Source organism: Streptomyces sp. NPDC038135, assembly GCF_055601245.1.
In genome coordinates, this window is the sequence record NZ_JBVJXS010000004.1 from 387,012 (window position 1) to 408,599 (window position 21,588).

The following is a 21,588-nucleotide window of genomic DNA, read 5'->3' on the forward strand; positions in this document are numbered from 1 at the left end:
CGTCACCGGGACCTCCCCGGCGCGACACGGTCCACGATCCGGGAGACGGGACCACCATGGTGTTGGCCGTCAGGCCACTATGTGACAGGATCTGGCCATGAGTGGAACGCGCGCATGCGGGACGTCGGCGACACCCGACCGGGTGGTGGCCGCGTCGCCTCCTCGGCACCGGATCGCCGTACTGGCCCTGCCGGGCGTCCCGCCCTTCGAACTGGGCATTCCCTCCCGTGTGTTCGGCAGCGTGGAGGACGCCGAGGGCCGCCCGCTCTACGACGTCACCGTCTGCACCGCCGACGGTGCGCCGGTGCTCAGCGACGCCGGATTCACCGTGCAGCCCGCGGCCGGGCCGGAGGCGCTGGCCGCCGCGGACACCGTGATCGTCCCGCCCACGCACGCCATGCCCGAGCTGGGCCGCGGCGGCCCGCTGCCCCCCGAGGTGACGGCGGCCATCGCCGGCATCCGGCCGGGCACCCGGCTGGTGTCGATCTGCTCCGGCTCCTACGTACTGGCCGCGGCCGGGCTGCTCGACGGCCGGCCGGCCACCACCCACTGGAACCTGGCGCCGGAGTTCCGCCGCGCCTACCCGAAGGTCAAGGTGGACGAGGAGGTGCTGTTCGTCGACGACGGCGACGTGCTGACCTCGGCGGGCGTGGCCGCCGGCGTGGACCTGTGCCTGCACCTGATCCGCCGCGACCACGGCGCCGCCCTGGCCAACCGGGCCGCCCGGATGTGCGTCGTACCGCCGTGGCGGGACGGCGGACAGGCCCAGTACATCGACCGCCCGGTCCCCGAACCCACCGTCGCCAGCACCACCGCCACCCGCGCGTGGGCGCTGGAGCGCCTCGGCGAGCCGCTGTCCCTCCTGCAGCTCGCCGAGCACGCCCGGATGAGCCTGCGCACCTTCACCCGGCGGTTCCGCGACGAGGTCGGCATGACCCCGGTGCAGTGGCTGACCGCTCAACGCCTCGAACTTGCCAAGCAGTTGCTGGAGACCACGGACCTCTCCATCGACCTGGTCGCGCACCGGGCCGGCTTCGGTTCCGCGAACTCCCTGCGCGCGCACATGCGCACGACGTTCGGGGTCTCCCCCGCGGCGTACCGTCGCGCCTTCAGCCCCAACGACCTCGCCGGGGCGCTGTGAGGCGGACGGACCGTGCGGCAGCCGGGGCGCTCGCACCCGGCGGGCCCGGCGGGACGGCGTTTCGCGCGCGGCCCCGGGCAGCGTGCCGTCTAACCTCGACGCGTGGGGCAGCCGGAGCAGCGTGCCGAGGGTGCGGGACCGTTCGTCACCAGGCGGACCTGGCGCCGTCCCGGCGGCGAGAGCGTGGTGTGGGAGTCCCGGACCGCACGGCGGCGCGGAACCGTCGCCGTCCGGCCGCCCGGCGCCGTGCCGAGCCGTCAGGCCTCGGCGGACGCCGTGTCCGTCGGCCGGCTGCGCAGGCTGAACGCCGTCGCGGCGACCGCCTTCGTCATCGGCGGAGCCCTCTTCGCGGCGGGCGCGGGCGTCTCCCTCTCCGGCGCCGGCGCCCGCGAGTGCGCCTCCGTCTACTTCGCCGGTGGTCTGTTCTTCAACACCGGCGGCTATGTGTCCCTGCTCCAGGTGGTCAACGCGCCGGTGCACGCCGAGGGCCGGCTGGTGACACCCCGCTGGCGCTGGTGGAGCTACGAGCCGATGCGGGTGGACTGGCTGGGCGCGTTCGTCCTCTTCGCCGGCACCCTCGTGTTCGCCGTCAACCTGATCGACTCCTTCCTGCGGGGTCTCAGCGTCCAGCAGATCAACCGGCTGGTCTGGACGCCCGACGTGATCGGCTGCGTGCTCTTCCTGGTCTCCGGGCACCTGGGCTTCACCGAGATCTGCCACCGGGGCCTGCCGTGCGTCCGGACCCGCAGCCTCGGCTGGTGGATCGTCGCCGTGAACCAGCTCGGCTCGGTGCTGTTCATGGTCTCCGCCCTCGCCGCCTTCACCCGTCCCGCCACCGGCGGCCTCGTCAACGCCGACATCGCCGACTGGGGCACGCTCACCGGAGCCCTGTGCTTCTCCGTCGGCGGCCTCCTCCAGCTCCGCGAGCGCCCCTGACCGGACCGCTCCGGGTGGTGGTCCGCCGCCCTGCGGCCACCGGCCGCTGAGCGTCGGGATCCGGATACGTGGCCGGTTTCCCATCATCAGCGGGGCACACGGGGTACAAGAGACAGGCAGAAGCCTCGCACACGCGTCCAGGAGCGACACGAGGCCGACGACCCGACGAGCTGGAGGCGAGAGACATGGGGCGGCCGGAGAGCACGGAAACCCGCCATGAGCGGTTCCGGACGGCGACTTCCTCCCGGCTGACCCGCGCCCTGGAGGCCATAGGCGCCGGCGCGTACGCCGTCGACGAGCAGGGCCGTATCGTCGCCGTCAACCCCCGCGCCTTGCACCTGCTCGGCCGGAGCGCCCAGGAGATGATCGGCCAGGACGCCCATGACCTGCTGCACCGCGGCCCACAGGGACAGCGGCTGCCCGCCGCGCAGTGCGGCATGCGGGAGGCCTTCCACTCCGGAGACCCGGCACACGGCCCCATCGACTACTTCGCCCACGCCGACGGCAGCCTGCTGGCCATCTCCTGGATGATCACCCCGTACGACATCGGGGACGACGCGAGCGGCACCCTGGTGGTGTTCCACCCGCTCGAGAGCACGCACCTGGCCGACACCCACCCCGAACAGGCGTCCGAAACGCTCACCGACCTGGAGCGACTGGCTCTCCTCGCCGAGACCACCACCCAGCTGACCTCGACCCTCGACGTGGACGAGGCGCTGCGCCGGCTGCTGGGCCTGGTCCTGCCCCGACTGGCGGACTGGGCCGTCATCGACCTGATCACCGAGCGCGACGAGGTGTGGCGCACCGCCGTGGTCCAGGCCGACGGGGGCACGCTGATCCATCACACGGAGCTGCAGGGACCGATGCCGCCGGTACCGGAGTCGTCCCCCATGCCCCTGTCCAGGGCGCTGCGGGGCGTCGCCTCCACCCTCGCCGGGCCGGAGACGTACCACGTCGCCCCGGACTCCGGCATCGCGGTGGAACAGCGCCACCTGTTCGACGCCACCGGCATCCGCTCCGCCGCCATCGCGCCCATCCGCAGTACCCGGGACGTCCTGGGCGCCCTGACGCTGGGCCGCGCCGCGCAGCCGGACGACTTCACCGTCGCCGACCTCACCCTGCTGGAGGACATCGGCCGCCGCGCCGGCCTCGCCTTGGACAACGCGCGCCTCTACCAGCGGCAGCGCGCGATCGCCGAGACGATGCAGAACCATCTGCTGCCCCAGATGCCGCGCGTGCCCGGTCTGCAGATGACGGTGCGCTATCTGCCCGCCCCCGACGCCTCGCAGGTCGGCGGGGACTGGTACGACGCCTTCGCCCTCTCCGACGGCGCCACGGCGCTGGCGATCGGCGACGTCGTGGGCCACGACCTGGAGGCCGCGGCCGGCATGGCCCAGCTGCGCAACATGCTCCGCGCCTACGCCTGGTCCCAGCAGAAGCCGCCCAGCAGGATCGTCGACCGGCTCGACGAGGCCATCATGCCCATCACCGACGTCGCGATGGCCACGCTGATCTTCGCCCGGCTGACACTCGCCGAGGACGGCCGGTGGGAGCTGTCCTGGACGAACGCCGGACACCCTCCGCCGCTGCTCATCACGCACGACGGCCTGACCGAGTTCCTGACCGACGGGCACGGCATCCTGCTCGGCACCGGAACCGGGGCGAAGCGGCCCGACGCCACGATCACGCTGCCCCCGGACAGCACCCTGCTGCTCTACACCGACGGCCTCATCGAGGCGCCCGGCCGAACCCTCGACGAGGGTCTGGGCGAGCTGCGCCAGCACGCCGCGGCCCTGGCCCACCGCTCGCTGACCTCGTTCACCGATCAGCTCCTGCGGCGGGTGCGCCCGCCGGGCCTCGACGACGTCGCCCTCCTTGCCCTGCGCACCCCGCCGGGTCCCGGCGGCAGCAACCCGTAGCCGCGGGTCGCACGGGTCCGCGGCCGTGCCGCCGCCGAGGCGCACCCCGAGACCGCCGGCGCGGCGCCCGCCGCGTACCGTGCGGGCGGGGCGCGCACGCGGGCCGGGGAGGACGCCGGGTCACCAGCCGGATCGAGGTACCGCCCCGCCGGGCGCTCCCCGCGCCGCCACCCCGCTGCCGCCGGTCCCGCCGGTCCCGCCGGTCCCGCCGTGAAAGGTTCCCGTGCTCACCTCCTACGCCGCCCACTTCGACACCCCTGCCGGGTACCTCGACTTCGCTCGGTTCGGTCCGCCCTCGCGCGACGCCGTGGCCGCCACCGCGCACGCCATGACCGAGGCCGCGCACGCGGGCCACACCACCGTGGACGACCTGATGCGCGCGGAGGAGACGGCACGCGAGGCCGCCGCCCGTCTGGCGGGGACCGACGCCGAGCACACCGTGCTGCTGCCCAACGCGTCCACCGGTCTGTTCCACGCCGCTCTGGGCGTCCGGGAGGGCGTGGTCCTCGTGTCGCGCGGCGACTTCCCGGCGAACCACTACCCGTGGCGGCGCACCGCCGGGCTGGGCCGGGCCACACCTCGCTGGCTGGAACCGGGCCCCGGCGAAGGGGTCACCGCCGAGCTGGTCCGCGGCGCGCTCACCGACGACGTGGTCGCGGTGTCCGTCAGCGCCGTCGACTTCCGCACCGGTTTCCGCGCCGACCTGGCGGCGCTGCGCGAGGCGATCGGGCCCGGCCGGCTGCTCGTCGTGGACGCCATCCAGGCGTTCGGCGTGGCCGAGATGGCCTGGGAGGCGGCCGACGTGGTGGTCGCGGGCGGCCAGAAGTGGCTGCGGGCCGGCTGGGCCACGGGTTTCGCGACCCTGTCCGACCGCGCCCTGGGGATGCTGGAGCCGGTGCTGACCGGCTGGACGGGTGTGCGCGACGTCGGCGTGTTCGACGGCGCGGAGCACCCGCCCGCGCTGTCCGCGCAGCGGTGGTCCATCACGAATCTCAGTCCCGTGACGGCGGCCGCGTTCGCCGCCGCGCTGGACCTCGTCGAACGGCACACGGTCAGGGCGATCGAGGCGGCCGTCGCCGAGCGGATCGACGAACTCACCGAGGTGATCCGGCGGCACCGGGGCCGGGTCCTGTCCCCCGCCGACCCCGCCCGGCGCGCGGGCATCCTCTCCTTCACGATGCCGGAGCACGATCCGTCGCACGTCGCGAAGGCGCTGCACGCCGAGGACGTCGCGCTGACCGTGCGGGAGGACTCGCTCCGGCTCTCCCCGCACGCCTCCACCCCGCCCGAGGCGTCGGAGCGGCTCGCCGCCGCGCTCCGCGCACTGCCCGGCCGGCGTTCGTGACACCGGCCGGCCCGGCCGCGGGGGCGCACGGGCCAGCGAGGCCGTGCCCCCGGGGCATCCGGGCCGGGCTGCGGGGAACCCGCAATGGAGGAACGGGGAGGTGTGCATGTTCGGCGATGACGGCTTGGGCCTGGACGAGGTGCTGCGGGCGGCGGAGGACGCCGCCCCGGTGGAGTCCGTGGACGTGGTGGCCCGGAACCTGGAGAAGCGGTTCTCGGCGGCACAGGTGTCCTTTCTACTCGTCGACATGCTCGGCCGGGAAGCCGTCCGGCTGCCCAGGGCCGGTACGGCGGCCGAGTCCCGCGGCGAGCCGGAGAGGATGAGACTGGCGGGCAGCGTCTACGACCGGGTGCTGCGCTCCCAGTGCCTGCACCAGGAGGAGGACGGCGGGGGCGGCCACCGATTGGTGGCCCCGGTGACGAACCGGGGCGACTGCGTCGGCGTGCTGGAGATGGTGGTGCCCTGCCTGGACGAGACGGTCCGCGACGCGGTGACGCAGGCGGCGCACGCGCTGGCGTACATCGTGGTGACCGACCGGCGCTTCACCGACCTCTACCACTCGGGGCGGCGCACCACCACGATGAGTCTGGCGGCGGAGATCCAGCACCAGCTCCTGCCCTCGGCGGCCTGCTGCGAGGCGGCCTACTTCACCCTGGCGGGCGGTCTCGCACCGGCCGACGACGTCGGCGGCGACACCTACGACTACGCCCTGGACCAGGACGTTCTCCATATGTCGATCACGGACGCGATGGGGCACGACACCGCTTCGGCGCTGCTGGCGACCCTGACCGTCAACGCCCTGCGCGGGGCCCGCCGCGGCGACCGCGGCCTCCTCGAGCAGGCTTATGCCGCGCACGACGCGATCACCGCCAACACCCGCGGCATGACCACCGGCCAGTTGCTCCGCGTCGAGCTGGAGTCGGGCGCCTGCGAGCTGGTGAACGCCGGCCACCCCTGGCCGCTGCGGCTGCGGGGCGGCCGGGTCGAGCAGCTGCCCCTCAAGATCAACCTGCCGTTCGGGGTGCCCGCGCCGGTCGCCTACGAGGTGCAGCGGTTCCAGCTCGAGCCCGGTGACCGCCTGGTGCTGCTCACCGACGGCATGCAGGATCGCCAGGCCGCCGCGGTCGATCTGCCCGCCCTCATCGGGGACACCGCCGACGAGCACCCCCGCGAGGTGGTCAGGGCCCTGACCACGGCGGTCATCGACGCCTGCGGCGGGACGCTGGCGGACGACGCCACCACCCTGGTGCTGGACTGGCACGGCAGCCGGTCGGGACTGCGCACCACCAGCGGCGGCTCCAACGCCGACGTCCGCTGACGGCGCGGTCCGGGCGCCGTGGCAGCCCCGGTCAGGCGGGGGAGCCGGGGCCAGGAGGAATGTGCACGGTCATGATCAGACGGCAGGTCCCGGTGCCCGAGCCGCGGTAGGTGTGGGCGGTGTCCCCGTCGAAGGTGGCGGTCTGCCCGGCTTCCACGGGATGCTCGGCGCCGTCGACGATCAGTGTCATCCGTCCGGCGGTGACACTGACGGTCTCCACGACCCCGGCCTGGTGCGGGTGGCTGGGGTACTCCTCGCCCGGCTCCAGGTTCCAGCGCCAGACCTCGACCGGGGCGGGGCCCGCGGTGGTCAACATCAGCCTGGCCTCGCTGCCCCGAGGACCGGTCCACAGCGGAGTGAGCGCGTCCTCGGACACGACGCGTACGCGTCCCTCGGCACGGCCCTCCATGAGGGCGGACACGGAGACGCCCAGGGTGTCGGCCAGCCGTACGAGGGTGGCGAAGTTCGGGTTGCCCTGCGCCTTCTCCAGCGCGACCAGGGCGCCCTTGCTCACCTGCGCGCGCCGGCCGAGTTCGTCCAGCGAGAGCCCCGCGCGGGTGCGCGCCGCCCGGACGTTCTGCGCAAGCGTCCGCAGGGCCGCCTCGGTCTCCGCCATCCGTTCACCATCCTTGCCAGTGGTCCACTGGAATGCACCGTCCGGTCGTTTGGTTGACACTGCCCGGTCGGTTCGTTGTACGGTTCAGTCGTTCCATTGATAGTAAGGGATGTACCGTGATCGCTCTGCTGCTTGCCCTGGGCAGCTCCCTCGCCTACGGCTGCGCCGACTTCCTCGGCGGCCTCGGCGCCCGGAAGGCCCATGTGCTGCGCACCGTCATGGTCGCCGCCCCGGCCTCCCTGGCGGTGGAGCTGCTGCTGTGGCCGGTCCTCGGCGCCTCGTTCGGCACCGGCGCCCTCGCCTGGGGAGCGGCCTCGGGAGTCGCCTCGGCCGCCGCTTTCGCGCTGCTGTACAGGACGCTGGCGATCGGTCCGATGAACGTGCTGTCGCCGGTCACCGCACTGGTGTCCGCCGCGCTCCCGGTCACCGTGGGGCTGCTCCAGGGCGAACACCTCACGGTCGCCGGGCTGATCGGGCTGCCGCTCGCGCTCGTCGCGGTCGTCCTCGTGAGCGCCGGACCCGGCGCCCGCTCCGCGCGTATCTCCCGTACGGCACTGCTGTCGGCGTTCGGCGCGGGCGCCGCCATCGCGCTCCAGCTCGTCTTCCTGCACCAGGCGCCCGCGGACAGCGGCGTGGCCCCGCTGATCGCGGGCCGGGCGGTGGCCTCGGCCGTCATCCTGGGGGCGGCCGGGGTGCTGCGCCGCAGACTCGGCGCGGAGAAGCCCGCGTACGCGATGTCCGCCGCCGCAGGCGTACTGGACTCGCTCGCGAACCTGCTGTTCCTGCTCGCCGTACGCGGCGGGGACCTCACCGTCGTCGCCGTGACGACCGCGCTGTACCCGGCCGGCACGGTCCTGCTCGCCCGCGGCGTGCTCGCCGAACGCATCCACCGCGCTCAGCTCCTCGGGCTGGGCACCGCCGCCGTCGCCGTCGGCCTCCTCGCCCTCACCTGAACCACCGCCCTTCCCCCTCGCAAGGAGAACCGCATGTTCATCCAGCCCTGGGACGCCTGTCTGGACGACGCCGAATGGCAGACCTGGATCGCCGACGGCCACGACTTCGGCCAGCTCAGCGTCAACGGGCTGCCCGGCCGCCCGCCGGCCGTCGTCCCCACCCACTTCACCACCGGCGACGGCCGGCTGCTGATACACCTCGCCAGAGCCAACCCGGTGTGGGAGGCCGTCGAGCACGACCCGAACGTCACCTTCACCGTCTTCGGCGACTACGCCTTCGTCCCCGGACCCTGGCGCGCCAGGCCCGGCACTCCGCCCACCGACGGCGTGCCCACCAGCTACTACGCGGCCGTGCAGTTCTCCTGCCGCGCACACGTCATCGACGACCCCGAGGCCAAGGCCGAGCTGCTGCGCCGTCAGATGGCGCACTTCCAGCCCGACGGCGACCACGCGCCGATCGACGCCGACCGCCCGCCCTACGGACGGATGCTGCCCGGCATCCGCGGTCTGGAGCTGGAAGTCGTCGAGGTGCGGGCCAAGTTCAAGTACGACGACCACAAGAACGTGGAGCACCGCACGGCGGTCGCCGGTCACCTGGCCGAGCGCGGACAGGGCCTCGACGTGCCCACCGCACGGCAGCAGTTGCGCCGCCTGGACCGCATCGGCCCCTGGCGGCCCTGATTCCAAGACACCCTCCGCACACGCGCACGAGACAGGACGCCGCCCATGACCGTCTTCCGCATCAGCCCCGCCGTCGCCGACGCCTTCCCCGACACCCTCATCGCCGTGGTCACCGCCACCGGTCTGCACGGCCGCGAGCCCTGGCCCGACACCTCCGCCGCCCTGGAGGACCTGGAGCGGCAACTCGCCGACGGCGCCTGGCGGCCCGCCGACGAGCAGGACCCCCGCATCGTCGCCTGGCACACCGCCTACCGCTCCTTCGGCACCAACCCGCGCCGCATCCGGCCGAGCGTCGACGCCCTCGGCCGGCGGCTCGCCAAGAAGGGCGGCCTGCCGCGCGTCAACCCGGCCGTCGACTCCTACAACGTCGTCTCCGTCCGCCACGGCCTGCCCGCCGGCGCCTTCGACCTCGACCACGTGACCGGCGAGGTCGACATCCGGCACGCGGACGGCAACGAGGAGTTCACCCCGCTCGGCGAACCCGGCACCGTCGAGAACCCCAGGCCCGGCGAGATCGTCTACGCCGACGCCACCGGCGTCCTGACCCGCCACTGGAACCACCGCGACGCCCACCGGACCCGGGTCACCGAGGACTCCAGCCGGGTCGCCTTCGTCCTGGAGACCCTGCACGCCACCCGTGACGGCCACCTCCTGAAGGTCGCGGCCGACGAACTGCAGGGCCTCCTCGTCCCGCACGCCGACCGGACCGCGGTCCACCACTTCAGCCCCGCTCAGCCCGTCGTCGAGGTCTGATGCCGTGTTCGGCCAAGAGGCGGAGCCTCCTTCCCCCTCGGTGCCGAGGAGGGCCCTTCACTGCTGAGCCTCCAGGAGCGTGCGGGTGCGGTGCAGCAGCGCCTCCCGCACGGACTGTGGCGCGAGGACCCGCAGCGGTGTGCCGAGGCCGAGGAGATGGCGGACGAGGCCGTCCGGGTCGGGGCCGCCTATGTCGACCAGGGTCGCCCCGGGGCCGTCGGGGCGGTGGGTGCCGACCGTCGCGGGGACGAGCCGCAGCGCCTCGTCCAGCGGCAGCGGGAGCCGGACGGTCGCCGTGACCGGGTAGGGACCGTTCGCGATGTTGCGGGAGACCAGTCGTGCCGGGTCGGGCGGGTCGGTGAGGTCCGCCGGACGTCCGGTGGGCTGCAGCCGGTCGACCCGGTCCGCCCGGAACGTCCGCCACTCGCCGCGCGCCACGTCCCGGGCCACGAAGTACCAGCGGCGCCCGGCGCACACCAGACGGTACGGGTCGACGTCGCGGAGCGTCGCCCGCCCCTCCGCGTCGACGTACGACAGCCGGGCCCGCTCACCTCGCCGGCAGGCGACCGCCAACTCCAGCAGCAGGCCCGTGGCGATCCGCGGCCCGTCGGCCGTGGGAAGGCTGACGAAGGCGTCGTCCAGGTCGCCGAGCCGCTCCGCGATCCGCCGGGGCAGCACCTGGCGCAGCTTCAGCAGGGCGGACAGCGCGGCCTGATCGCCGCCCATGGCGTCGCTCTGCGCGGCCTCCCGCAGACCGGCCGCCACGGCCAGCGCCTCCTCGTCGTCGAGGATCAGCGGCGGCACCCGGGAACCGGCTCGGAGGCGGTAGCCGCCCCAGGGGCCGGCCTCGGAGTCGACGGTGTAGCCCAGTTCGCGCAGCCGGGCGACGTCCCGGCGGACCGTGCGGTCCGTGACCTCCATGCGCCCGGCCAGTTCGGCGCAGGTCCAGGACGGCCGGGAGGACAGCAGGGACAGCAGCCGCAGCAGGCGGGCGGAGGAGCCGATCACCCGGGGAAGTTTCCCACAGCGTGCCATGACCAGGACCGGAACTGTCCGGGTCACGGCCTAGCGTTCCCCCCATGACACAGGACACCGCTTCCGCACCCGCGTTCCGCTACGCCGCCGTCACCTTCGACTGCGCCGACCCCGCCGAGATGGCCCGCTTCTACGGCGAGTCGCTCGGCATGTCGATCCTCTACTCCAGCGACGACTTCGTCCTGCTCGGCCGGGAGGGGGCGACCGGGCTCGGCTTCAACCGTCTGGCCGGCTACCGCCCGCCCACCTGGCCGGACCCCGCCCAGGAGAAGCAGGCCCACATCGAACTCGGCGTGGACGACCTGGACATCGCCGAGAAGCGACTGCTCGACCTGGGCGCGACCAAGCCCGCCTTCCAGCCGCAGCCCGAACGCTGGCGGGTGCTGCTGGACCCGGCCGGTCACCCGTTCTGCATCACGACCCTGGTCTGACCCGCCCCGGTGACCCGCCTGCGTCACCGCCGGTGTTGAGCCGCGCGGCCTGGCGGGTGAGGTGGTCGCGCTCGGCCAGGTCGGGGGCCTTCCGGGCCGCCTCGGCGTACAGCCGTGCCGCCCTCGCCAGGTCGCCGTCGCGCTCGTGCAGGTAGGCCGCCACCGCGGTGTACCGGGGCAGCGAGTCGTCCAGGGCCGCGAGCGCCGCGAGCCCGGCGCGCGGTCCGTCGGCCTCGCCCACGGCGACGGCGCGGTTGAGCCGGACGACCGGGCTGTCGGTCAGTTTCGCGAGTTCGTCGTACCACTCGACAATCTGCACCCAGTCGGTCTCCCGGGCGGTGGGCGCGTCGGCGTGCAGCGCCGCGATCGCGGCCTGGGCCTGGAACTCGCCCAGGCGGTCTCGGGCGAGGGCGGCCTGCAGGACGTCGACGCCCTCGGCGATCGACGCGGTGTCCCACCGGCCGCGGTCCTGCTCGGCGAGCGGGACCAGGCTGCCGTCGGGCGCGGTACGGGCCGCTCGCCGGGCGTGGTGGAGCAGCATGAGGGCGAGCAGCCCCGCCACTTCGGGGTGGTCGATCCGGGCCGCGAGCTGCCGGGTGAGGCGGATGGCCTCGGCGGCGAGGTCGACGTCGCCCGAGTAGCCCTCGTTGAAGACCAGGTAGAGGACGCGCAGCACGGTGGTGACGTCGCCGGGCCGGTCGAACCCCGCGCCGCGGAGGGTGCGTTTGGCCCTGCTGATGCGCTGCGCCATGGTCGCCTCGGGCACCAGGTAGGCCTCGGCGATCTGGCGGGTGGTCAGTCCGCCGACGGCGCGCAGCGTGAGCGCGACCGCCGACGCCGGCGACAGCGAGGGGTGGGCGCACAGGAAGTACAGCCGGAGCGTGTCGTCCGCCTCCGGCGCCGGCCCGGGCGGCGGCTCCTCGTCGACCCGGTCCTCCCGCCGCCGGCGGGCGGCGTCCGCCCGCGTCGCGTCGAGGAACCGGCGCCAGGCCACGGTGACCAGCCAGCCCTTGGCGTCCCTCGGCGGGTCGGCCGGCCATGCCCGCACCGCCTCGACCAGTGCGTCCTGGACGGCGTCCTCGGCCGCCGCGAAGTCGGCTCCGCGGCGGACGAGGACGGCGATGACGCCCGGGATGAGGCTTCTCAGCAGCGCCTCGTCCATCAGCCGGGTCACTCCGTGATGGTGGGCGGCGCGGCCAGGAAGGGACGCACCTCGAGCCACTCGTGGATCGGCTTCCCGCCCGCGCCGGGCGCGGCCGACAGTTCCCCGGCCAGCTCGACGGCGCGCTCGCGGCTGTCGACGTCGATCACCATCCAGCCGGCGATGAGGTCCTTGGTCTCGGCGAACGGGCCGTCGGTGACCGGCGGCCGGCCCTCGCCGTCGTAGCGGACCCACATCCCCTCGGGCGCGAGCGCCTGGCCGTCGACGAACTCCCCGGTCCCTTCGAGCCGGGCCGCGAAGTCGCGCATGTACCGCATGTGCGCGGAGATCTCCTGCGGCGTCCACTGGTCCATCGGCACGTCGTTGACGGCTGCCGGAGCGCCTCGGTAGTGCTTGAGCAGCAGGTACTTCGCCATCGTGGGACTCCTCCGTACTGGTGCGGCCCATTGTGGCCGCCTTCACCACGGGGACGGAGCCGGCCACGGGTTCTCGACACGTCGGGCGAGAGTTTTTCCCACCTTCTTTTCCGCAGGTCTTTTCCGCACGTCCTTTCCGCACTCCGTGCTAAGTTCGACGCCGTCGTGCGCCGCTGCGAACCGAGGAGGTGAGACCGATCAACGCTTCGACAGGTCGGGACTCCCTCGCTCGCACGGTCCGGGGAGTGCCCGCGTAGGCATTCCGAAAGGCCAACGCCATGCGCTTCACTTCCGAGACGTCCTCCGCCGGCGTCACCGAACGACTCTTCCACCTCGACGAGATTCCGGGCGTGCTGTGGACGCCCGAAGGAGCCACGGGCACTCGTCCCCTCGTCCTGGTCGGTCACGGCGGCGGCCGGCACAAGAAGGCCCCCGACACCATGGCCCTCGCGCACCGCTTCGTGACCGAAGGCGGCTATGCCGTGGTGGCGGTCGACGTGCCCGGCCATGGTGACCGGCCCACGCACCCGGAGTACGACCGGCTCGCGACCCGGAACCAGGCGCGTGTCGAGGCCGGTGAGGACCCGGGCCCGCTGATCGCCGAGTTCCACGCGCTCGTGGCCCGTCAGACCGTGCCGGAATGGCGGGCGGCGCTGGACGCGGTCCAGGCCCTCCCCGACGTCGGCCGCGGGCCGGTGGGCTACTGGGGTGTGTCGCTGGGCTGCGGGCTCGGGGTCCCCTTCGTCGCCGCCGAGCCCCGGGTCCGTGCGGCGGTCCTGGGCCTGGGCGGTGGCTCGGCGTCGGCGGAGGCAGCCTCGCGGATCACCGTTCCGGTGGAGTTCCTGCTGCAGTGGGACGACGAGCGCGTGCCGCGGGCGGCGAGTCTGGCGCTGTACGACGCCCTGGCGTCGGCGGAGAAGACGCTGCACGCCAACCCCGGCAAGCACGGGGACCTCCCGGCGTTCGAACTGGACGGCTCCCTGCGGTTCTTCGGCCGGCACCTGAACTGACGCCGACGGGGCGACGGTGTGCGCGGTGGACCGGGCACACCGGCGGTATCGGCTTGCGTGGTTCCCGCTCAGGGGTCAGTGTCGGCTGACACCCGAAGAAGGCGGAGCAGATGACCACGCAAGCCCACCCCGTGGACCACGAACTCGTCGAGGCGGCGGCCCATGTCGCCGCCACGCGGTGCCGGGGCGACAACCACACCATGGCGGCCGCGGCCCGGGCCCGCGACGGCCGGATCGTCACCGCGGTGAACGCCTACCACTTCACCGGCGGCCCCTGCGCCGAGCTGGTCGTCATCGGCGCGGCGGCCGCCCAGGGCGCGTACGAGCTGGAGACCATGGTGGCCGTCGGCGACCGGGACCGGGGGGTGGTTCCTCCGTGCGGCCGCTGCCGTCAGGTCCTGCTCGACTACTTCCCCGCGCTCCGGGTCGTCGTCGGCAGCGGTGACGGCCTCCGGGCGGTCGCCGTCCGGGATCTGCTGCCGGAGAGCTACGTCTGGGCCGACCACCAGCTCGACGCCGGGTGAACCGGTGCGGCGCCGGGCGGGAACGGCCCGTACCGCGCGCCGTCGGTGAAGGTCCGGTCAGGCACGCGTCAGACGCGCGTCAGCGTTCTCCGGCAGTCTCGTACTCGTGAACGGCACGGGAGAACACCCCGGCCGGTCAAGGGAGAGGTGCCCGGAGTGGTTGATCGGGGACCAGCGAGCTCGCCTCACGGTCGGGCCTCCTCGGAGGTCCACGCAGGTTCGAATCCTGCCCTCTCCGCAGTGCGCGGTCGTCCGGCGGAACCGGACACGATGGAGGCCCGTCACGAAGGTGACGGGCCTCCATCCGCGCGGCGGGGTGTCAGTGGTTGGTGAGCATGCCCTCGCGCAGGCGGGCGAGGGTGCGGGAGAGCAGACGCGAGACGTGCATCTGCGAGACGCCCAGGCGCTCGCCGATCTGGGCCTGGGTCAGCTCCTCGACGAACCGCATGTGGATGATCTGCCGGTCCCGCTCGCCGAGCCCGGCGATCAGCGGCGCCAGGGCGTGGAAGTCCTCGACCAGGCCGAGAGCGGCGTCCTCGGTGCCGATGAAGTCCTCCAGCGCGGCCTCACCGTCCGCGCTGCCGTTGATCGTGGCGTCGAGGGAGGAGGAGTTGTAGCCGTTCGCGGCCAGCCGGGCCTCGCGGACCTCTTCCTCGGACAGGCTCATCAGCTCCGCCAGTTCCCTGGCCGACGGCATGCGGCCCAGGCGGCTCTGCAGCTCCTCCGTCGCGCGGGCGAGCTGGACCCGGGCCTCCTGCAGGCGCCGGGGCACGTGCACGGCCCAGGTGGTGTCGCGGAAGAACCGCTTGATCTCGCCGACGATGTAGGGGATGGCGAAGGAGGTGAACTCCGCCTCCCGCGAGAGCTCGAACCGGTCGATCGCCTTGATCAGGCCGATCATGCCGACCTGGACGATGTCCTCCATCTCCTCCGCGCCCCGGCTGCGGAACCGGCCGGCCGCGAAGCGGACCAGGGACATGTTCATCTCGATCAGCGTGTTGCGGGCGTACTGGTACTCGTGCGTGCCCTCCTCCAGCACCGCCAGCTGATGGAAGAACAGCTTGGACAGCTCACGGGCGTCCTTGGGGGCCACCCGGGAGGGGTCGGCGACCTCCGGCAGCTCCGCCGTCCGCGTACCTGTCGCCACCGTGCTCGTGGACGTCATGCTTCCCCTCCCGAAATCCCGGACCGTCACTGCTGTCTTTCCCGCCACTGCTTCCCAGTGGCCGGCGGCGCGGTCGATGACGCAGCGCGTACCCCCTCATCCTGAGCCCACGCCTGCCGTTCGCGCCAATGTGGCATGGATCTCCTCCGGCTCGCGAACAGGCCGTCGGACCGTGGAACGCTGCCCCGAGCCGGCGGGAGGGGACCGCATGACCGACAGACCCGGCAGATGCCGCCGGGTTATGCGAGATCACGGTCTGGTGCCGACCGCGTCCGCCGCCGAAACCCGCCGTGCCGCACGGCCGTTTCCCCGCATGTGTATGACGAACACCTTTTCACCAGCGGAACCTCCCGCCTGCTGGGCTCCTACTGGCTGGAGACCCCCGTCCGGCGCTCCCCGAAGCCCTGTTGCAGTTTCGCACCGCCCGTGCCGCGGCGGTCGCTGAGCGGGGCGCGCCTGGCCCGTACCGCCTTCACCGTGGCCGCGTACGCCCTCATCGTGACCGCACTCGCCCTCGCCGCCACCGGATGACCTCCCGCGCCGTCCCCTCTCCGAATGACGTCGGGCGTGCTCCTTGGGCCGACTGGTGACCCCGTTCGAGGGGCGTGCCGCCTGCCGCGCATCCGCCGGCCGGACGCCCCGGAAAGTGTCCGGTAGGCGGCCGGCGGCTACCGGCCGGCACCGCCCGACGCCCACGACGGGAGACGCCCATGCACGACGACGGCCGGTACGCACCGCATCCGCCCGGCCGCGGCTGAACGGGGGCGCCGTGCACTGGCTCTTCGGCGACCAGCTCGGGCCGCACTTCCTCAGCCCCGGCGACGGCGGCCCCGGACGGGACACCCCGCTGCTGATGATCGAGGCCCGGTCGGTGTTCCGGCGCCGGCGCTTCCACCGGGCCAAGGCGCACCTGGTCCTCTCCGCCATGCGCCACCGGGCCGCCGAACTCGGCGACCGGGCGACGTACGTACGGGCCGACACCTACCGGGAGGGACTGCGGCGCGCGGCGGGCGACCGCCCGGTCACCGTCCACCATCCGACGTCCTACGCCGCCGCCCGGCTGGTGCGTTCGCTCCCCCAGGTCACCGTGGGCCCCGCACGGGGCTTCCTGGTCCCGGTGGACGACTTCGCCGCGTGGGCGGACGGGCACGGCGGAAAGCGGCTGCGGCAGGAGGACTTCTACCGGTGGGTGCGCCGCGGACACGGCCTGCTGATGGACGGCGACACCCCGGCGGGCGGCCACTGGAACTACGACCACGACAACCGGCGGCCGCCGCCCCGCGACGCGTCGTCCCTTCCGGTTCCGGCGCCCTACCGTCCCCGGGAGGACGAGATCGACGAGGAGGTCCGCCACGACCTCGACCGCTGGGAGAAGGACGGTGACGTCTCCTTCGTCGGACGTGACGGGCCCCGCTCGTTCCCCGCGACCCGCTCCGAGGCGCGAGCCGCCCTGAAGCGCTTCCTCTCCCACCGGCTCGGCACCTTCGGGCCCTACGAGGACGCCGTGCTCGCCGCCGACCCGGTGATGAGCCACAGCCTGCTGTCGTCCTCGCTCAACCTGGGCCTGCTCGACCCCGCCGAGTGTGTCGAGCGGGCCGAGGCCGAGTGGCGCGCCGGGCGGGCGCCGCTCGGCAGCGTGGAGGGGTTCGTCCGGCAGATCGCCGGCTGGCGCGAGTACGTGTGGCAGCTCTACTGGTACTTCGGCGAGGACTACCGGCACTCCAACGTCCTCGGCCACACGGCGCCGTTGCCGCGGTGGTGGAGCGAGCTGGACGCGGACGCGGTCGGGGCCCGCTGCCTCAGCACGGTCCTGGCGCAGGTTCGGGACACGGGGTGGACGCACCACATCCCGCGGCTGATGATCCTCGGCAGCCACGCCCTGCAGCGGGGCTGGGACCCCGCCGCGCTCACGGACTGGTTCCACCGCTGCTTCGTGGACGGCTACGACTGGGTCATGGTGCCCAACGTCGTCGGCATGTCCCAGTACGCCGACGGCGGCCGGATGACGACCAAGCCGTACACCTCGGGCGGTTCGTACGTGAACCGCATGAGCGACCTGTGCGGGCCGTGCCGCTACCGGCCGGGCGAGCGGACCGGCGAGCACGCCTGTCCGTACACCGCCGGCTACTGGGCCTTCCTGGACCGGCACCGGGAACGGCTCAGCCACAATCCGCGGATCGCCCAGCCGGTACGGCAGTCGGAGCGGCTCGCCGACCTGGCCGAGGTCCGCCGGCAGGAACGCGCGCGGGGCGACTCGCCCCCCTGAGCGCGGCCCCCTGTCAGGCGCCCGGGAAGTCGCTCAGCACCTCCCGGGCCGCCCGGCTGCCCGAGGCCAGCGCCCCCTGCACGGAACCGGTGGCCCGGTGGTCCCCGCAGACGTACCGGCCCGGCGCGAGGCGCGTCGGGCGGCTCAGCGGCCACGGCGGACGCATCGCGGGCAGGGCTCCCGTCACGGTGTACGCGGCCACCTGCCGCCACTCGCCGGTGTCGGTGCCGTAGAGCTCCGCGAGGCGCCGCAGCACGGCTCCGCCCCGCTCCGGGCGGTCGAGTCCCAGCACGGAGGTGGAGATCAGCGCGGTGCCGGGCGGCGCGTACGTGGGCGCCGCCTCGGTGAGGACGCAGGTGTTGAGGACCGCCCGGGTGCTGTCCACCACCAGGGTCGGCTCGGCCAGGGGGGAGCGGGCGGCCGCGTGGTAGTACGTGGTGACCGTGCGGCTGTCCGGCGCGGCCGTGCCGGGCAGCAGACGGGCGGCGGTGACGGCGTCCGTCGCCACGACGACGGTCGTGGCGGGCAGTTCGCGGCCGTCCGCGAGGAGCACCCCGGAGGCGGTGACCTCGTCGACCGGCGTCTCCAGCCGCAGCACGCCCTCGGGCAGGCCGGCGGCGAGCTGGGCGGGTACGGCGCCGATGCCGCCGGCGGGAAGGCAGAGCGTCCCGCGGGCCATGCTGCGCCAGACGAGGTGGAAGAAGCGGCCGGACGTCTCCAGTGCGTCCTCCAGGAACACGCCGGAGAGGAACGGCCGCAGGATCTCGGCCACCGTCTCCGCCGACACGCCGGCGCGGGACAGGGTCTCGGCGGTGGAGCGGTCCGCGCCCCGCTTGAGGACGCCGGCCGGCAGCAGGACGTCCCGCGCGGTGAGCGCCCCGAGGGCGGCCAGGTCACGCGCCGGCAGGACCCGACCGGGCAGCAGCGCCCCCGCGTCCCTCGGCCGGCGGGTCGGGTCGGCGAGGCGGACGGGGCCGCGCGAGGTGTGCGCGACGAGGCCGGGAGTGAACGGCCGCAGCCGCAGGCTCCTCAGGTCGAGGCGTCGCTTCACCTGGGGGTAGGAGGTGTTGAACACCTGGAAGCCCCGGTCCAGCAGGAACCCGTCCCGCCGGTCCGTGCGCATACGGCCGCCCACGCCGTCGGACGCCTCCAGGAGCGCGACGCGCCGCCCGGCGCGGCACAGGTCCAGCGCGCAGGCCAGGCCGGCGAGCCCCGCACCGACGACGACGGTGTCCGGCTCCCCGCTGTGCCGAGTCATCATGGTCCCCTTCCTTCGACGCGGACACCTGTACCCCGAAAGCGGGGACCGGCCTCGCGGCGCGCCCAGCGTCGCCCGCCGTGGCACCCGTTCCGCCGCGGTGCGGTGCGCCGGGGGCTGGGAGTGGGGCACATCGGTCAGTTTTCGAGAAGCCACGGCACCGGGGCTTTCCCTACCGTCGAGGACATGACCTCCATCGACTCCGTCACCCTCGAGGTGGCCGACGCCGCGGCCGCCGCCCGCTTCTGCTCCCACGCCTTCGGGCTCGACTCCTCGCGGGTACGCCTGCGGGCCTGCGAGGAGCCGACGAGCGGCTTCCGCGGCTTCACGCTGTCGCTCGTGGTGTCCCAGCCCGGCAACGTGGACGCCCTGATCGGGGCGGCCCTGGACGAGGGCGCCACCGCTCTCAAGCCCGCCGCGAAGTCGCTGTGGGGCTACGGCGGTGTCGTCCAGGCCCCGGACGGCACGGTCTGGAAGATCGCCACGTCGGCGAAGAAGGACACCGGGCCGGCCACCCGCGACATCGACGAGCTCGTCCTCCTGCTGGGCGTCGCGGACGTGAAGGCCAGCAAGCGCTTCTACGTCGAGCGGGGTCTCACCGTGGGCAAGAGCTTCGGCGGCACGTACGTCGAGTTCGCCGCCGGGCCGGGAGCCGTCAAGCTGGCCCTGTACAAGCGGCGCGCGCTCGCCAAGGACGCGGGGCTGCCGGCCGACGGCACCGGATCGCACCGACTCGTGCTCTCCGGCGCCGCCGGCCCGTTCAGCGACCCCGACGGGTTCGTCTGGGAGGCCGCGGCCCCGCTGGGCGCCACGGCGTGACGCGGGCTCCCTCCGCCTCCGCGGCGGAGGCGGAGGCCGACTCAGCCCGTGCGCGCGTTCACGAGCACAGGCACGGGTCGGTGCCCATCCCCAGGCCGATGATGTCGCCGTCCCGCAGCGCCCCGGAGAAGGCCTGCACCTCGTCCACGTCACCGTGCAGGTACTCGCCCCAGCCGTCGGCGGTGAGCCCGCGCCCCACCTGGAGCGGGCCGCCGCTGTGCCAGCCGTTCGCGAAGCCGGCGGTCCCCGCCTCGCCCGTCATGCCGTCCAGGTAGAGCCGGATGGTGTCGGCGGCGTCGTCGTACACCACCGCGAGGCGGTGCCCCTGGCCCTCTCCGCCGTCGGCCATCGCGAGCTGGGAGACGACGGTCTCGGCCGCCCCCGTCTCGTCCTTGACCGGCATCACCAGCTGCCAGGCGTGCAGGGACGGCTGGTAGCGGACCTTGAAGGCGTCGGTGTGCTCGCCCGCCTGCGAGAGCACGGTCATCGGACGGTCCGGTTCGGAGTCCGCCAGGCGGACCACGGCGGCGACGGTGAAGCTGTCGGCGGTGTCCACGACCGGCTGCCGGGTGGCCGCGTAGGCCGTCCGGCCGTCCAGCTGGAGGTCGCCTTCGCCCTGGAGGGCGTAGGGGACGACGGGGCAGTCCGGGTCGAGCTCGGGCAGGCAGGAACCGTCGGGCCCGCGGTGGATCACCGCTCCCCCGCCGAGCGTCAACGGCTGTCCGCCGTTCTGCTCGGGGCTGGCGGTGCCGTCCGACGCGGTCTCCAGCGACCAGTGACCGAGCGGCGTCGGCTTGCGGTAGCCGAGTCGGCCGGCCTCGTCGGGCACCACGACCCGGTCGTAGGCGCGGACGTCGCCGATGTCGCCCTTCCAGGGCCGGACGCCGTGGGCCTGGCCGATCCGGAAGGCGCCGGAGGCCGGAGCGGGCGCGGCCTTCACCCGCGTACCGGTCTCCCGGCCGTTGACGTAGAGCTGCGCGTGGCCGGTCTCGGCGTCGTACAGGCCCAGGACGTGGGCCCATTCGCCGGTCTCCGGTACGCCGCCGGAGACCTCCTGGCCCCCGACGGTGAAGGACCAGACGGGACCTGTCTCCCGGCTGCGCAGGGCGAGCGCCACGCCCGCCGAGCCGTCCGTGTCCTGGCCCAGGACCGCCATGTCCCGGTCCGTGCGCCCGGGCCTCGCCCAGGCGCCGAACGCGAAGGTCTTCGTCGTGTCGGTCGCCGGGGCGCCGGGGGTGAGGAACGCCTGGTGGCCGCCGTCGAGGTGGGCCGTCGCGGTGAGGCCGGTACCGGCCGGCGCGTCCCCGCCGAACGTGACCCCGGAGCCCGCGCGCGCGTCGGTCCCGGACTCGGCGGCGGCGCTCGTGGAGCCGGCCGCGTCGCCGAGTTCCCAGTGCGCCACGGGGGCGCGGCCCGACTTGACGTTGAAGTCGTACGTCGACTGGCCGCTGCTGCGCCCGGCGCGGTCGACGGCACGGACCGTCAGCGTCTCGGGACCGGAGCTGAGCGGGAGGTAGGGAAGGGTCACCGCGCCGCCCGGCTGGTCCGCACGGACGGTTCCGTGCGGGCCGCGGATGAAGTCGTAGACGTACGCGACGACGTCGTCGGAGGGCGAGTCCATGGTGAAGTGGCCGTACACGCCGACTCCGTCCACCCAGAACACGTCCGTAGACCGCGGGTAGTCGGGCGAGGTGATGGCCGCCTTCTCCGGGTTCACGTCGTCGTACACGAACTCGCAGGCCGTGCCATCGTCGCCCGCCGAGCTCCAGGGGGACGTGCTCTGGCTGTCCTTGGCCCGCACGTGCCAGGACACGACGGTGTCCGGCGGGATGTCGGACGG

At 73.9% G+C, this 21,588-nt stretch carries 21 protein-coding genes and 1 pseudogene; 15 read left to right on the forward strand and 7 right to left on the reverse strand.

Annotation, left to right across the window (positions count from 1 at the left end; genetic code table 11):
* The first annotated feature begins 97 nt into the window (after positions 1-97).
* The 5 genes from ACZ7JA_RS13405 (at position 98) to ACZ7JA_RS13425 (ending at position 6,659) form a co-directional block, all read left to right on the forward strand.
* Positions 98-1,141 (forward strand): GlxA family transcriptional regulator, encoded by a 1,044-nt coding sequence (locus tag ACZ7JA_RS13405; RefSeq protein ID WP_470808117.1) that lies wholly within the window; start codon positions 98-100, stop codon positions 1,139-1,141.
* Between the two features lie 102 nt (positions 1,142-1,243).
* Positions 1,244-2,077 carry a hypothetical protein gene (locus tag ACZ7JA_RS13410; protein WP_470808118.1) on the forward strand — a complete coding sequence of 278 codons (834 nt, stop codon included), beginning with the start codon at positions 1,244-1,246 and terminating at the stop codon, positions 2,075-2,077.
* Positions 2,078-2,262: 185 nt separating this feature from the next.
* Entirely contained in the window at positions 2,263-3,996 is a 1,734-nt protein-coding gene (locus ACZ7JA_RS13415; RefSeq protein WP_351663297.1) for a SpoIIE family protein phosphatase, read from the forward strand.
* A 223-nt stretch (positions 3,997-4,219) separates the two neighbouring features.
* Positions 4,220-5,341: an aminotransferase class V-fold PLP-dependent enzyme gene (locus tag ACZ7JA_RS13420; RefSeq protein WP_470808119.1), complete on the forward strand. Its 1,122-nt coding sequence runs from the start codon at positions 4,220-4,222 to the stop codon at positions 5,339-5,341.
* A gap of 106 nt (positions 5,342-5,447) precedes the next feature.
* Complete coding sequence (locus tag ACZ7JA_RS13425) at positions 5,448-6,659, forward strand: PP2C family protein-serine/threonine phosphatase (protein WP_351663291.1); 1,212 nt, start codon at positions 5,448-5,450, stop codon at positions 6,657-6,659.
* 31 nt (positions 6,660-6,690) lie between these two features.
* Here the strand turns inward: ACZ7JA_RS13425 and ACZ7JA_RS13430 are convergent, their stop codons facing one another.
* The gene (locus tag ACZ7JA_RS13430) at positions 6,691-7,275 is read right to left on the reverse strand and encodes a helix-turn-helix domain-containing protein (protein ID WP_389297662.1); all 585 of its coding nucleotides are present in this window, start codon (positions 7,273-7,275) and stop codon (positions 6,691-6,693) included.
* Positions 7,276-7,391: 116 nt separating this feature from the next.
* On the opposite strand from ACZ7JA_RS13430, the gene ACZ7JA_RS13435 reads away from it, so the two are divergent.
* From ACZ7JA_RS13435 to ACZ7JA_RS13445, 3 genes are read left to right on the forward strand one after another with little or no spacing between them, the layout of a single operon-like run.
* Positions 7,392-8,228: an EamA family transporter gene (locus ACZ7JA_RS13435; protein WP_470808120.1), complete on the forward strand. Its 837-nt coding sequence runs from the start codon at positions 7,392-7,394 to the stop codon at positions 8,226-8,228.
* A gap of 33 nt (positions 8,229-8,261) precedes the next feature.
* Positions 8,262-8,909: an FMN-binding negative transcriptional regulator gene (locus ACZ7JA_RS13440; RefSeq protein ID WP_450749048.1), complete on the forward strand. Its 648-nt coding sequence runs from the start codon at positions 8,262-8,264 to the stop codon at positions 8,907-8,909.
* Between the two features lie 45 nt (positions 8,910-8,954).
* On the forward strand, positions 8,955-9,662 hold the full coding sequence (locus ACZ7JA_RS13445) for a B3/B4 domain-containing protein (protein ID WP_450745186.1): 708 nt from the start codon (positions 8,955-8,957) through the stop codon (positions 9,660-9,662).
* A 57-nt stretch (positions 9,663-9,719) separates the two neighbouring features.
* On the opposite strand, the gene ACZ7JA_RS13450 is transcribed toward ACZ7JA_RS13445, so the two are convergent.
* A complete protein-coding gene (locus ACZ7JA_RS13450; protein WP_470808531.1) occupies positions 9,720-10,670 on the reverse strand; it encodes a helix-turn-helix transcriptional regulator in 951 nt (316 codons plus the stop codon).
* A 71-nt stretch (positions 10,671-10,741) separates the two neighbouring features.
* Here ACZ7JA_RS13450 and ACZ7JA_RS13455 point away from each other — a divergent pair, with 71 nt between their 5' ends.
* Positions 10,742-11,128 (forward strand): VOC family protein, encoded by a 387-nt coding sequence (locus ACZ7JA_RS13455; protein WP_450745184.1) that lies wholly within the window; start codon positions 10,742-10,744, stop codon positions 11,126-11,128.
* Here ACZ7JA_RS13455 and ACZ7JA_RS13460 read toward each other — a convergent pair.
* Positions 11,112-12,290, reverse strand: a complete 1,179-nt coding sequence (locus ACZ7JA_RS13460) for an RNA polymerase sigma factor (RefSeq protein WP_470808534.1) — start codon at positions 12,288-12,290, stop codon at positions 11,112-11,114. The two genes, ACZ7JA_RS13455 and ACZ7JA_RS13460, sit on opposite strands and share 17 nt — an antisense overlap.
* Positions 12,291-12,298: 8 nt before the next feature.
* Positions 12,299-12,706 carry a YciI family protein gene (locus tag ACZ7JA_RS13465; protein WP_351663273.1) on the reverse strand — a complete coding sequence of 136 codons (408 nt, stop codon included), beginning with the start codon at positions 12,704-12,706 and terminating at the stop codon, positions 12,299-12,301.
* 278 nt (positions 12,707-12,984) lie between these two features.
* Here ACZ7JA_RS13465 and ACZ7JA_RS13470 point away from each other — a divergent pair, with 278 nt between their 5' ends.
* The 3 genes and pseudogenes from ACZ7JA_RS13470 (at position 12,985) to ACZ7JA_RS13480 (ending at position 14,478) form a co-directional block, all read left to right on the forward strand.
* Positions 12,985-13,716, forward strand: a complete 732-nt coding sequence (locus tag ACZ7JA_RS13470) for a dienelactone hydrolase family protein (protein WP_351663270.1) — start codon at positions 12,985-12,987, stop codon at positions 13,714-13,716.
* Between the two features lie 110 nt (positions 13,717-13,826).
* On the forward strand, positions 13,827-14,240 hold the full coding sequence (locus ACZ7JA_RS13475) for a cytidine/deoxycytidylate deaminase family protein (RefSeq protein ID WP_389447564.1): 414 nt from the start codon (positions 13,827-13,829) through the stop codon (positions 14,238-14,240).
* A gap of 141 nt (positions 14,241-14,381) precedes the next feature.
* A pseudogene (locus ACZ7JA_RS13480) lies at positions 14,382-14,478 on the forward strand.
* A gap of 81 nt (positions 14,479-14,559) precedes the next feature.
* Here the strand turns inward: ACZ7JA_RS13480 and ACZ7JA_RS13485 are convergent.
* Complete coding sequence (locus ACZ7JA_RS13485) at positions 14,560-15,405, reverse strand: RNA polymerase sigma factor SigF (protein WP_351663264.1); 846 nt, start codon at positions 15,403-15,405, stop codon at positions 14,560-14,562.
* Between the two features lie 315 nt (positions 15,406-15,720).
* Between ACZ7JA_RS13485 and ACZ7JA_RS13490 the strand changes: the two genes are divergently transcribed.
* Positions 15,721-15,936, forward strand: a complete 216-nt coding sequence (locus tag ACZ7JA_RS13490) for a hypothetical protein (RefSeq protein WP_351663261.1) — start codon at positions 15,721-15,723, stop codon at positions 15,934-15,936.
* Positions 15,937-16,174: 238 nt separating this feature from the next.
* Entirely contained in the window at positions 16,175-17,671 is a 1,497-nt protein-coding gene (locus ACZ7JA_RS13495) for a cryptochrome/photolyase family protein (RefSeq protein ID WP_351663258.1), read from the forward strand.
* A gap of 13 nt (positions 17,672-17,684) precedes the next feature.
* Here ACZ7JA_RS13495 and ACZ7JA_RS13500 read toward each other — a convergent pair whose 3' ends face one another.
* Positions 17,685-18,932 (reverse strand): NAD(P)/FAD-dependent oxidoreductase, encoded by a 1,248-nt coding sequence (locus ACZ7JA_RS13500; RefSeq protein WP_403679940.1) that lies wholly within the window; start codon positions 18,930-18,932, stop codon positions 17,685-17,687.
* Positions 18,933-19,115: 183 nt separating this feature from the next.
* On the opposite strand from ACZ7JA_RS13500, the gene ACZ7JA_RS13505 reads away from it, so the two are divergent.
* Positions 19,116-19,748: a VOC family protein gene (locus ACZ7JA_RS13505; protein ID WP_351663252.1), complete on the forward strand. Its 633-nt coding sequence runs from the start codon at positions 19,116-19,118 to the stop codon at positions 19,746-19,748.
* Positions 19,749-19,806: 58 nt separating this feature from the next.
* Here ACZ7JA_RS13505 and ACZ7JA_RS13510 read toward each other — a convergent pair whose 3' ends face one another.
* Entirely contained in the window at positions 19,807-21,369 is a 1,563-nt protein-coding gene (locus ACZ7JA_RS13510) for a LamG domain-containing protein (RefSeq protein WP_470808536.1), read from the reverse strand.
* Between the last annotated feature and the right edge of the window lie 219 nt (positions 21,370-21,588).